The sequence below is a fragment of the Bacteroidota bacterium genome (genome assembly GCA_016722375.1).
In the GTDB taxonomy this organism is placed as follows: Bacteria; Bacteroidota; Bacteroidia; order Chitinophagales; family LD1; genus Bog-950.
In genome coordinates this window covers 78,644-91,090 of record JADKJG010000012.1, presented here as the reverse complement: position 1 = coordinate 91,090, position 12,447 = coordinate 78,644, and the positions used below count along the sequence as shown (strand labels likewise).

Genomic DNA, 12,447 nt, shown 5'->3' with positions numbered 1-12,447 from the left:
ATTATATGGGTTTAATACCGAGCAGGAGTTAAAGGTTTTTTTAGAGCGGCAACCCGTCATACTTGATGCCGGATGCGGGCTGGGATATAAAGCTGCTTGGTTTGCAGAACTTGCCCCTAACAGCCTCGTGATTGGTATGGATTACTCAGAAGCGGCTAACGTGGCAAGAGAGGTATATGCTCATTTGCCAAATCTGTTTTTCATCCGAGGGGATATAGCCGATACACATCTCAAAAAACAGTCGGTTGCTTACGTTAGCTGTGATCAGGTCATTCATCATACAGAAAATCCAGAGAAGACTTTTCGACATCTTACCGAACGAATTACTCCCGGTGGTGAATTTTCTTGTTATGTATATGCTAAAAAGGCATTACCGCGCGAATTGCTCGATGAGCACTTCCGAACATTCTCTAAAGAATGTAGCAAGGAAGAACTCTGGGCCTTATCTGAGCAAGTAACGCAACTAGGGAAACAACTTTCCGAACTTAAAATCGAACTCGACTTTCCTGATATGCCCCTACTGGGCATTAAAGGAGGCAAACAAGATTTACAACGATTCATCTACTGGAATTTTATTAAGTGCTACTGGAACGCAGAGCAAGATCTTGACACCTCCGTATCTACAAATTACGATTGGTACTCCCCATCTAACGCTTCGCGCTATTCTAAGGAGGAGTTTTTAGAATGGATTACGGACAATCAACTTACTACAAATTATTTTCACGAGGAAGAGGCCTGCTATTCAGGCAGATTCAGTAATATTTGTTGATTGAAAAATATATATGATAAACCGGACAAAATCTATGATGACTTGCGTATTTTTAGGTGCAACTACATTCAGCGAAGCAGTATTAAATTCGCTAATTAGTCAGAAATCCACAGTTGTCAAAGCTGTTTTTGCAGTACCAAAGACTTTCTCAATTTCCTATAGTAAAGCTAAAGTCAGGAATACCAATTTCGCTGACCTCAAGTCAATAGCTAAAAAATTGAAGGTGCCTTACCACGAAATTAATGGGACACAGGGCCACAAACTATCTGATTACGAGGGGCTGATCAAAAAAATCAACCCAGATGTTATTTTGGTGATGGGATGGTATTATATGATCCCGGCAAGCATACGGAACTTGTCCAAATACGGCGCTTGGGGAATTCATGCATCATTGCTTCCAGATTATGCTGGGGGAGCACCCTTGGTTTGGGCGATGATAAACGGCGAAAATCAAACAGGTGTTTCGCTTTTTAAATTAAGTGATGGAGTAGATGATGGAGACATTATTGCACAGAAAAAAATAAAAATTAGTGCTAATGACAACATTAAAACGTTATATGATAAAGCTACACATACTTCGATAGAAATATTGAACACCAGTCTGAAGCAGGGAGTGAAAAAAATAAAAATCACCCCCCAGAATTTATCCAAGCAAAAAATTTATCCCCAACGATCACCTGCCGACGGAAAAATTGATTGGACATGGAGTGCAGATAATATTAGAAATTTCATCCGAGCGCAAACCAAACCCTATCTTAATTGCATGGTTTGATGTCGCAAATAAAAAAGTCATTATTTGGGATGCCGAAATAATTGAGAAATGATTCTGTTTACATGCGATATTGATTGGGCACCCGAAGAGGTGATACAAGATACCATTGATTTTTTTAGCAGCTATCAGGTATCACTCACGCTTTTTGCCACACATGACTCAAAAGTTTTACAAAAAGCAGATACATCCCTTTTTGAAATCGGCATTCATCCGAATTTCAATCCCCTGCTTCAGAATAAAGTTGAAAATCCTCAAACTAGTTCTCCTGACATAATAAGTGAGTTGTTGCTTATTTATCCTCAGGCAAAAGGTGTTCGTTCCCATAGCATGACCCAGTCAACAATACTTTTAGATCAGTTTAAGAATGCTGGTTTATTATATGATGCTAACCATTTTCTGCCCTATCAGTCAGTCGTGCCTTATACCTTATGGAACGGTTTGTTCCGTATCCCCTATAATTGGGAAGATGACATTCATTGGGAATATGGCTATGATTTCGAGCCGGGATTTATATTGAACTCGTCCAACATCCAATTATGGATTTTGGATTTTCATCCAATACATCTTTTCATCAATACAAAAAGTGCAAAACAATATGCAGAGGCTAAGGCATTTTACCAACAGCCCGCAGAATTAATGAAACACAGAAACATCGAATCGAAAGGTGTTCGCACTTTTATAAAAGAGGTACTCGATCACTTGACAAATACTGGCCAAAGTGCTTTAACGATATCGGAGTTCATTCACCAAAATCCTTTCAGGAGCCGGACATAAATACACGAAAATGATATGGCCGATTTAAACTTACAGCCTTATACTCCTACTTATTTTGATCGCTGGAACCGGTTTGTTTCAGAAGCAAATAGCGGCACAATCTTTCATCGGCTTGATTTTCTCCAATACCATCAAGAGAAATTTAGCGATAAAGAAAACCATCTAATGTGGATGAAAGGGGAACACATTTTTTCTGTGATGCCTATGGCGGTATTTAATGTGGGCGAAAAAAAAATAGCTAAGTCTCCATATGGAGGAAGTTTCGGAGGAATAGTCACAAATAAGGCTTTGAGTTATCGGGATGCTGCAAAAGTAGCTTCTACATTAAAATCTTATTTGATTGAGAAAGAAATACGAGAGTGCATTATCACTCCTCCCGTAAGTATTCTTTGTCGAAATTTTTCTGAAACGTTGAATTTTGCTCTTTTAGAAATTGGGTTTAGTTTTTCCAATTCGGATATTGCTAGTATATTAAAATTGAAAGATGTAGATTTAGAAGATAACCTCTTTACTTCCAATGCTCGTAATATGGCACGAAAAGGGAGAAAGGAGGGTGTCGAAATTATATTAAATGCCAAATTAGAAGATTTTTGGAAAGTACTTGAACTAACTTATGCTAAACATGGCACCAAATCAACTCACACCTTTGAAGAGTGGAGTTACTTGAGTAAAACATTCCCCCGTAATTTTTGGTGTGATGTAGCTTACTTTGAAGGAAAGCCACTAGCCGGTATTGGTCATGTTCGAATCAACGAACAAACGGATTCATCTTTTTACCTTGCAAGTGATCCGGAAACTGCAAATAAACAAGGTCTTAGTTTGTTAATCTATGAGACTTTATTGAATTCACAGCGTCAAGGATTTGAATATTTTGATTTTGGCACTTCTTCCGTCAATATGCAAGCACGCGCAAATATTTTTCAGTTTAAAGAAAGTTTTGGTGCGAATGGATATTTCAGACATTCCTTAAAACTGGAGTTAATATGATTCGCTTACTTCCTCTAGATCAATTGAGTGAGAACCAACAATCGCCGGAAGAAGCATTGGCTCAGTTTGACGCAATAGGAAGTAGCGATTTAAAAGAAATTACGGGCAATGAATATGAATTGTTTCAGAGTGGAACAGCTGCGATTCGGGCTATAGTAGAGTATTTGTATCTCACGTGGGAAGATGAAGTATTTATTACCACGACCACCGGTTCGAGCTATGTAAGTACTTGTGTGAGTGCAACGGTATTTAATTATTGCAAACTTTCACGTGTCTTGACCGATAAGACCAAAGCAATATTTGTTATTCATACGTATGGATTTCCTCATCCTGAATTAATGAGTCTTCGGAAGACAGCTAATGATCTTAACATTCCGCTCATTGAAGATTGTATCTCGTCTTTTGATTCTTATTCAGCTTCTGGAGTCAGACTGGGCAGCATTGGCGATTTTGCGGTTTATTCTCTTACAAAGATATTTCCGTTTAAGTATGGCGGCGTTTTATCATTCAAAGAGAGAGGGATAAAAGGTATTGACGATACAGTTCTATATCAACAATTAAAGAAGTGGCTACCCGTAGTTCCTGAGTTGAAGAAAAAACGCGTATCCATTTATCAAACTCTTAAAAAAAATATTTCTACTGCAATTTATGCTGATGACAAAAACGCCAACCCATTTATGTATGGCTTTAATACCCTCGATTTTTTTTCGATTCAACAAGAGCTAGCAGCTGAAATGGAACTTGGCAGAACACATGTAGCCAGAGAAGTGCATATTCCTATTAATCCTTTTGTTAGATTAGAATCATATTTAAAGATAGTACACAGGTGGAATCAAAAATGAAACTTATTATACTCGGCGCAGGAAAAGTGCTGGAAGACATCCTGTGTATTTTGCATGCACACTCTTCGCGATTTGAAATTGTGGCGGTGGGAGTTGATCATAGCAATTTTGAAAGCGGTAAACCATTAATTGCGTTTGCAAACCATCATAAGATACCTGTTATTGCCCATTATTCAGAAGTTGAGCAATTTCAATTTGATGCTATTTTCATGTTGAGCTACCCTCCGCTGATTTCTCAAAAATACCTTCATAAATATCTTTTCATCAACACACATTATGCACCATTGCCACGTTACCGTGGCTTTCATGGTTTTGTCTGGTCAATTATCAATGGAGAAGAAAAAACGGGCATTACTATTCATCAAGCTGATGCCGGTATTGACAGCGGTCCTATTTTTCATCAGTATCTAACAACTATCGAGCTTGCTGATGACATTCTTACCATTCAATCACGTCTGGAAAAATATATCACTGAAAATATTGCTACCATACTTTCTGAAATACACCGAGAAAAGAAATCCATACCTCAAAGAGAAGAAGACGCTATCTATGTCTGTCGTCGCAGACAGGAAGACGGAAAAATAGATTGGAATTGGAATGCGGAAAGAGTATTTAATCACATTAGAGCATTAACCCCGCCCTACACACTAGGCGCATTTACCTATTATAAGGGCGAGAAACTGGTAATTAAAAAAGCAAGCCCTTGGAAGTCACCCTCCTATTTTTCAATAACCGGTCAAGTTGTGGCAAAAATCCCTGAGCAAGGTGTTTTGATAAAATGCGGAAATGGAGTTATTCTAGCGAAAGATGTTACCTATTGCGGAGAAGAAATACGTGCTTTTGATTTTTTTAAAACTGTTGGCTTTCGGTTGGGATAATGTTTAAACTACTTTAATGGAGTACTTTTCCGGCCTCCGAATAATAATAAGTTAATGAACTGGTTCGTCGCCGTATATATTCTTGCCCCCAATCTTTTTTTTCATTTTCTTTGTCGGAGTCCGAAATTCGCAGGGATCTGACCACGCAGTGCATGTCAGCATAATAAACCGTATCAAAAAAACCCATCGTTTTCTTACAGATTATATTTCAAGTAAGAACGAGCATAATGTAGCCTATCCACAACTGTACCATTGGATTCTATCTTTCCTACCCGAAACTGTTTACACCCAACAATTTGTTTGGGTAAGCAGAATCGTCAAGCTGCTTGAGATAGTGGCGTTTAATTCCTTTCTGTTTTGGATGCAATCCATTCTCCACTTTCCCGATATACAATATTTGCTGGCCAACCTGGTTTTCAATCTATTCCCTTTCAGCTATGTCATTTGGAACGCTAAAAACATGGGACTGTCTGCTCGTGGTGTCGGTCTTTTAGCCGGGCAAATTTATATCTATCTGCTAGTGGCCTATCTTTTGAATCCTTCCCTCTGGCTCTTTGCTGCCCTTTTTATCGCCGTTTTCGTCATATTTCTACTAAGCCAAATGGCCATTCAATTTGTATTACTCACTTTGCCTTTTATAGTTCTTTTCTTTCGAGTGCCTGAACTCTTATTGTTGCCGGTTCTAGCCCTCGGCTCCTATTTTTTAATTCTCCCCCGCGTTGCTAAAAATTTCGTAATCGGGCAATTCAATCATAAAAGAAATTATGCCTTGTTTTTGGGAGAGATTTTCATCCTCAAAACCCGGTACAGTATCTGGAGGGATTTGGTATATGATTTTTGGAAAAAACTGAAAGAAGAACCTCGTAAAATAAGGGCATTAAATTACATGCTCACAAATCCGGTGGTAGAATTCATCTATGGAATGCCCTTTATCTGGATGTCAGTCGGGGTGTTCTATTTTTTCACTCCTGCGACAGATCTACATACAACATCCATCCTGAATGTGCTTGCAAAATTACTGGTAATCGCCCTATTGGCTTTTGTTCTCACCTCATTCCGCTGGACGCGCTTTTTGGGAGAGCCACAACGCTATCTTGAATTCACCTTCCCTGTCGCTACGCTGATGTTCATTCTGATATTTCCCATGAAATGGGTGTTGATATATTCCGGATTTTGGGCACTGTTTATTTCAGTTTATGTTTTTGGCAATAGGAAATATTCATCGGATAAAAAGCCAGGAGATAAAGGAAGTCTTCCTGAAAGAGTGCTTCGTGTTTTGGACGATATTTCAATCCCCAACCAAACGATTACTTCAAATGATTACCAATTGATGAAAATTTTATCTGCCTCTAAGTTTTCACCTCTCATGCCCTGCATAACCAATTACTATAAAGATAAAGCAGCCTTTCAGATTCAGTTTAATAATAGTTTTGAAATTATCTCTCCCAACTGGATAATAGACCACATTGATCGCTACAACCCTGCGGTTGTTCTGATCAACACATCCCTCTATGCAGGGGGCCTGCTTTCTTCAGAAAGCGATTTATTTTTAGCTAATTATAGTTTACAGCAATCAGTGGAGTCCATAGAAATCTATTCGAGAAATGCTTAGCCAAATCAAAAGGCATTTCAAGGACTTTCTCATTTACGGAGTCTCTTTCGGCGTCAACAATCTCTTGGGGATTATTCTTATTCCACTTTATACCAAAGTATTCCCTCCGGCAGAATATGGCACAATTGACGTAGTTGTCACCTTAGTAACATTGTTATCGGTCGTTGGGATGTTACAACTGGAGTCATCGGTGGCGAGATTCTATTATACAGCAAAAACGGACGATGCAAAAAGGGATCTAATCTCCAATGCGGTAACGATTATATTCTTGTGCTCCATAACGCTGGTAATATTGGTTGCTATCTTTTCCAAACAAATCTCTGTACTCATGTTTGGGTCGCAGGAACAACACTTGCTTCTTTTATTAGCCGTCGCGAAATTGCCCCTAATCAATCTGGTCTCCTTATTTAGTCTGGCGCTTAGATACCGAAAAAAGCCTTTGGCTTACACCCTCCTTAGTGTGTTTCAAACCACCTCGGTTCTGGGATTTATATTGTTTTTTGTTCTGTACAAGAAGGTTGGTATTCAGGGAATATTCATTGGAGAGTTTACCGGATACGGGATTACGTTAAGTCTTTTACTCTTCTATTGGAGAAAATATTTGGGTTTCAAATTAAAGACCCCTTTTACCCGGGATATGCTGCGCTTTTCACTCCCTTTGGTTCCAGTGGTTATCATTTCATGGGGCAACACCAGTTTGAACCGATTTATTATGCTCTCGCATCTGTCCCTAAAGGAAATAGGAATCTATTCATTTGCATTGAAGATTGCCGGTTTAATTACTGTTAGCTACGCTGTAATAAGAATGATATGGGAACCTTACTTCTGGGAAGTATTTGAAAAACCTCATCATAAGCAGATATACAAAAAAGCCCAGACTTATGCCTCCTTAGCCACTTTTGCCATGATTATTGCCATGACCTTGTTTTCTCATCTATTGGTCAAACTGCTGGCTAATGAAAGGTATATGGAAGGCATCAAGTACATAGGGGTACTCGCATTTTCGGTAGGAATAAAAGAAATAATTCTGCGTTTTTCGGCAATAGGTGCCGGCATAACGAAGAAGACTGAATACAACACCATTATCTTTTTTATTGGAACAGTTCTAAATCTCAGCCTACTTTTCTTTACGATTCCAACATACGGCTTATCGGCAGTACCATTATGTCTGTTAACGGGAAATACGGCTATTCTTATCTTATCGTGGGTTAATTCAGAAAAACTCTATTACATAGGTTTTGATTATAAAATCTTCTCAGTAGGCTTTGTGTTATGCGCTTTGGTTGTATTTCTACATTCAAAATATTTTTAGTCATAAATATATACCAGACACAGGTAGTAATCAAAACACCTGCCGTTTTGATATGAAATGTGGAGTTACAACACCACACTTCTTCGTGGGGAAAATATAGCTTGTATTAAATGACTTTAGAGGGTCTGCTCACTAAACTTTGATAAAACGGAAAAACTGTCAAATCAAATCCGCTAAATTGGCCAAAAACACCTATCATTTTCTCATTTGCACACATCTTCAGCGAATCAGCACACATTGCGCGCTATCTTGTGCTGATTCTGTGCTAATCAGCACACATCTAGTGCGAAGCAGCACACTTCTTCCCTAAATCAGCACACTTCTTGTCTAAAGCTGCACACTTCTTCTCCTAATCAGCACACTTCTTGTCAAGATGTGTGCTGATTACGCGAAGATAAGCACTGATTCGCTGAAAAAGTCATCTTTTGCTTTTTTGTACTCGCCCCTTCCACTTTGACTATTTATCAGATACGTGCTCTTTGTGTTTTGAGGTAGCATTGCCATTATTCCTCCGTGCTGCCAAGAGTTGTGCGGGCGTAAGGTCTTGAACCCAGTTATTCGTATAGGGTTTTAAATGAGGAGACTCCCGAATTTGGACTGCCGATATTTTGTGATTGATATATTGAACGTAGGCATCAAAGATCTCCGGCTGCTCATCTTTAAAAACCAACAAGGCGGCATTAACCTGCCTTCACGGCAATGAAATGACAATAAACAATTCGTAAGCAACCTTGATTTCATCGAGAACAAAATACTGAAAGACATGATGACTCGCCAAATCTGGACAATCGGGTAGGCGACCTGGCTCCCTTTGTAACACCTAATTTATAGACAAGAACTATTGCCGAATTAACTAATCTGAGAAGGCACAAAGTCGGAAAATGCAACTATTGCCCTTGACCTATATTTTGCTACGCCCTAATAAATAACCTTCTCCCCTTTGTCAGAAACCAAACTTTAAACTTCTAACTGGCTATTTAATGGTTTAATCAGAGAATCCTGAGCTGCATTTCTTTCAATACGAAACTCCTGCGATGAAGAGGGGAATAACCATGTTCCATAATAGCCTTTCGGTGTGTTTCTGTACCGTAGCCTTTGTTTGAGTGCCAGTTATAAACAGGATATTGGTGATGCGCTTGCTCCATAAATTCATCGCGGTATGTTTTGGCGAGAATAGATGCCGCCGCGATACTCATATATATTCCATCTCCCTGAACAATAGTTTGGTAAGGAATTTTCTTAAAGGGTTTGAATCGGTTGCCGTCCACCAATATCAACCCAAACTTTTCCCTGATCTGCCTCAGTGCCTCGTGCATAGCTAAGATCGAAGCGTTCAAAATATTGATTTGGTCAATTTTCAGATTATCGAAACTAGCAACCGCATAGCCTATTGCCTCCTTTTCGACAATCAGTCTAAGGGCCTCCCTTTGTTTGCGCGAAAGCTTCTTCGAGTCGTTCAGTTCCCGGTTCTTAAAATCTTTCGGCAAGATCACAGCAGCCGCATATACCGGACCTGCCAAACAACCCCGACCGGCCTCATCGCAACCTACTTCCATAAGTTTATCCTGATAATAGGGCAAAAGCATAACGTATTGCTAAAGTAATCGAGCCTTTTGAACGACCAGAAAGTTTCTTTCCACATGGTTAGGCCCCCTCACGGGCTTTTCTAAATTAAAGCCGATTCTGGTCGGGTATTTGGAAATTCGGGCTATCGGAATATCTTTGCCGTCCATTTTTTATAACCCGTCCGCCATTGCGATAAAGCTACGGTGGGCATAAAAGCAGAGAAACATGCTGACACAGTACGAAACAGTATTTATTCTCACTCCCGTGTTATCGGAAGACGACACCAAGAAGACGATCAAAGGATATATTGATCTTCTCAAGTCCCAGGGAGCTGAGATGGTTCACGAAGAACATTGGGGACTTAAAAATTTAAGGTATCCGATGAAGAAGAAAACCACCGGCATCTATCATTTGCTGGAGTTCCGGGGCAGCGGCAAAGCTGTGGACACCTTGGAAGTGGCCTTTCGTCGCGATGAAAACATTCTTCGTTACCTGACGATTAAGCTTGACAAGTATGCTGTAAAGTATAACGACGACAAGCGCGCCGGATTGGTAGGAAGAAACAAAAAAGTTAATGCCGAAACTAAAGAGGAGACAGCATCATGAGTAAACCAAAAGGAAAAGACATCCGGTTTTTAGCCGCTACAAAAATCGGCTTGATAAAGAAAAAGTATTGCCGTTTTAAAAAGAGCGGTATTCGCTATATTGATTATAAGGATCCCGACTACCTATTGAAGTTCATCAACGAACAGGGTAAAATTTTGCCTCGTCGTTTGTCCGGCAATTCGTTGAAGTATCAACGCAAAGTGGCTCAGGCAGTCAAGCGCGCTCGTCATATTGGCATTCTGCCTTATGTAGCCGACTTGTTGAAATAATGGTTTAACCAATAAAAACGTAAACAATGGAAGTTATTCTTATAAAAGATGTAGACAAACTGGGCTTTGCCGACGATGTTGTGAAAGTCCGTCCAGGCTATGGATTGAATTACCTGATTCCGCAAGGATTTGCAGTAGTGAAGAATGCGGGAAACCTGGCACAGTTAGAGCAAAGAATCAAAGGGCAAGGCAAACGTGAAGCTAAGTTGTTGGAACAATTCAACGAAATTTCAGCTCGTCTTCAATCAGCAGTTGTCAAGATTGGAGCAAAGGTAGGCACTACCGGAAAGATTTTCGGAAGCGTTTCTCCTTATCATATTGCAGAAGCAATCAAGGCTCAATTACAAGTCGAGGTAGATCGCCGCAAGATTGTTGTGATTGAAGGAGAAGTAAAAGCAATTGGAAGTTATACCGCTGAAGTGGGCCTAGGTTCTAGCCACAAAGGTGAAAGTAGCTTTTGAAGTAGTAGCAGAATAAGCTACTTTTCTTTCTGAAATCAGAAAATAAAAAAACCCGTCTTTCGACGGGTTTTTTTTATTTAAGGCAGACATTCCTATTAAGAAATGCTCATTTGAATTTTCTTCTGAATATCGTTCACCGCATCTCTAAATTCCTGATCGGTATCCATCAAGTTTTGAACTGCTTGGCATGAGTGAATGACGGTGGAATGATCTCTTCCACCAAAATGCTTTCCAATCACTTTGAGAGAATTCTTTGTATAATTTTTTGCGAGGTACATAGACAGTTGGCGCGCCTGAACAATCATTCGCTTCCGGGTCTTTTCACGCAACATGTCCACCGGAACGGTGAAATAATCACAAACAGTTTTTTGAATGTAGTCAATAGAAACCTCTCTGGAGATACTCTTGACAAAGTTCTTAATAATTTTCTTTGCTAAATCTAAATCTACATCCTTCTTATTCAGGGAAGCCTGAGCGAGCAAAGAGATAAGTGCCGCTTCCAATTCGCGGATGTTGGTGTTGATGTTATAGGCAACAAACTCCACCACCTCGCGGGGAAGTTCAATACCGTCAGCATACATTTTCTTTTCCAAGATGGCTATACGGGTTTCAAAATCAGGAATCTGCAAATCAGCACTCAATCCCCATTTGAAACGAGAGAGCAATCTTTCTTCCATCCCCTCCAAATCACGTGGAGGACGATCCGAGGTGAGCACCAACTGTTTTCCACTTTGATGCAGGTGATTGAAAATGTGGAAGAAGATATCCTGTGTTTTTTCTTTGTTGCCAAAAAACTGAATGTCGTCCATGATCAATACATCTATCAATTGATAGAAGTGTACAAAATCATTCACCGAATTATTTTTTACTGCATCAAAGAACTGGTTGGTAAATTTCTCGCTTGATACATATAGTACTGTCTTATTAGGGAAGTTTTGCTTCACCTCATTTCCAATAGCCTGCACGAGGTGAGTTTTACCTAAACCCACGGCTCCATATATAACGAGCGGATTGAAAGCAGTGCCACCTGGCTTTTGAGCTACGGCATACCCTGCACTTCGCGCCAAACGATTGCAGTCTCCTTCTACATACGAATCAAAGTTGTAATTCTGATTCAGTTGTGAGTCTATGTTGATCTTCTTGAGTCCGGGGATAATGAATGGGTTTTTAATTTGATTGCCCGTTAAGAAGTAAGGAAACCCTACTTCAGGATTTCCGGAATTTCCTGCATTATAATTTGGGTAATCCACTGTGGAGGGTGAATTTCCATTAGAAGAGTTCTCTACAACAATCCGATATTCCAACCGTGCGTGATTACCCAACTCACGTTTAACCGTTTTGCGCAACAGAGCTACGTAATGTTCTTCCAACCATTCATAAAAAAACTGCGAAGGCACTTGGATAGTCAGTACAGTTCCATTCAACTCTACCGGTCTAATCGGTTCAAACCAAGTTTTGAAACTTTGTGGATTTACATTGTCCTTAATGATTTCCATGCAATTGTTCCAAACACTATTTGCCGATTTTTCCTTCATGCTGTTCATATTTATATTCGTGGGGTTTTTATTTGGGTGTGTCTTTGATGACGTGAAAATGAAC

The 12,447-nt window shown here is 39.7% G+C and carries 12 protein-coding genes and 1 pseudogene; 11 read left to right on the top strand and 2 right to left on the bottom strand.

Annotation, left to right across the window (positions count from 1 at the left end):
• The 8 genes from IPP77_15380 to IPP77_15345 all read left to right on the top strand — a co-directional run.
• A partial coding sequence (locus IPP77_15380; protein ID MBL0310991.1) for a class I SAM-dependent methyltransferase occupies window positions 1-769 on the top strand: 769 nt, incomplete at its 5' end.
• A 34-nt stretch (window positions 770-803) separates the two neighbouring features.
• Window positions 804-1,541: a methionyl-tRNA formyltransferase gene (locus IPP77_15375; GenBank protein MBL0310990.1), complete on the top strand. Its 738-nt coding sequence runs from the start codon at window positions 804-806 to the stop codon at window positions 1,539-1,541.
• 48 nt (window positions 1,542-1,589) lie between these two features.
• Window positions 1,590-2,315: a hypothetical protein gene (locus tag IPP77_15370; GenBank protein MBL0310989.1), complete on the top strand. Its 726-nt coding sequence runs from the start codon at window positions 1,590-1,592 to the stop codon at window positions 2,313-2,315.
• Window positions 2,316-2,330: 15 nt separating this feature from the next.
• Entirely contained in the window at window positions 2,331-3,302 is a 972-nt protein-coding gene (locus tag IPP77_15365; protein ID MBL0310988.1) for a hypothetical protein, read from the top strand.
• A complete protein-coding gene (locus IPP77_15360) occupies window positions 3,299-4,144 on the top strand; it encodes a DegT/DnrJ/EryC1/StrS family aminotransferase (protein MBL0310987.1) in 846 nt (281 codons plus the stop codon). The genes IPP77_15365 and IPP77_15360 overlap by 4 nt, the downstream gene beginning before the upstream one ends.
• Entirely contained in the window at window positions 4,129-5,022 is an 894-nt protein-coding gene (locus IPP77_15355; protein ID MBL0310986.1) for a hypothetical protein, read from the top strand. The genes IPP77_15360 and IPP77_15355 overlap by 16 nt, the downstream gene beginning before the upstream one ends.
• A gap of 361 nt (window positions 5,023-5,383) precedes the next feature.
• A complete protein-coding gene (locus IPP77_15350; GenBank protein ID MBL0310985.1) occupies window positions 5,384-6,634 on the top strand; it encodes a hypothetical protein in 1,251 nt (416 codons plus the stop codon).
• Window positions 6,627-7,946, top strand: a complete 1,320-nt coding sequence (locus tag IPP77_15345) for an oligosaccharide flippase family protein (GenBank protein MBL0310984.1) — start codon at window positions 6,627-6,629, stop codon at window positions 7,944-7,946. The genes IPP77_15350 and IPP77_15345 overlap by 8 nt, the downstream gene beginning before the upstream one ends.
• Window positions 7,947-8,935: 989 nt before the next feature.
• Here IPP77_15345 and IPP77_15340 read toward each other — a convergent pair.
• Window positions 8,936-9,532, bottom strand: a complete 597-nt coding sequence (locus IPP77_15340; protein MBL0310983.1) for a ribonuclease HII — start codon at window positions 9,530-9,532, stop codon at window positions 8,936-8,938.
• Between the two features lie 208 nt (window positions 9,533-9,740).
• On the opposite strand from IPP77_15340, the gene IPP77_15335 reads away from it, so the two are divergent.
• The 3 genes and pseudogenes from IPP77_15335 to rplI all read left to right on the top strand — a co-directional run bounded on the left by IPP77_15335 (window position 9,741) and on the right by rplI (window position 10,864).
• Window positions 9,741-10,118: a 30S ribosomal protein S6 gene (locus IPP77_15335; protein ID MBL0310982.1), complete on the top strand. Its 378-nt coding sequence runs from the start codon at window positions 9,741-9,743 to the stop codon at window positions 10,116-10,118.
• Window positions 10,115-10,387 carry a 30S ribosomal protein S18 gene (locus IPP77_15330; GenBank protein MBL0310981.1) on the top strand — a complete coding sequence of 91 codons (273 nt, stop codon included), beginning with the start codon at window positions 10,115-10,117 and terminating at the stop codon, window positions 10,385-10,387. The genes IPP77_15335 and IPP77_15330 overlap by 4 nt, the downstream gene beginning before the upstream one ends.
• 26 nt (window positions 10,388-10,413) lie before the next feature.
• A pseudogene (gene rplI / locus IPP77_15325) lies at window positions 10,414-10,864 on the top strand (50S ribosomal protein L9).
• Between the two features lie 79 nt (window positions 10,865-10,943).
• On the opposite strand, the gene dnaA reads toward rplI, so the two are convergent.
• The gene (dnaA, locus tag IPP77_15320) at window positions 10,944-12,383 is read right to left on the bottom strand and encodes a chromosomal replication initiator protein DnaA (GenBank protein ID MBL0310980.1); all 1,440 of its coding nucleotides are present in this window, start codon (window positions 12,381-12,383) and stop codon (window positions 10,944-10,946) included.
• Window positions 12,384-12,447 lie beyond the last annotated feature (64 nt).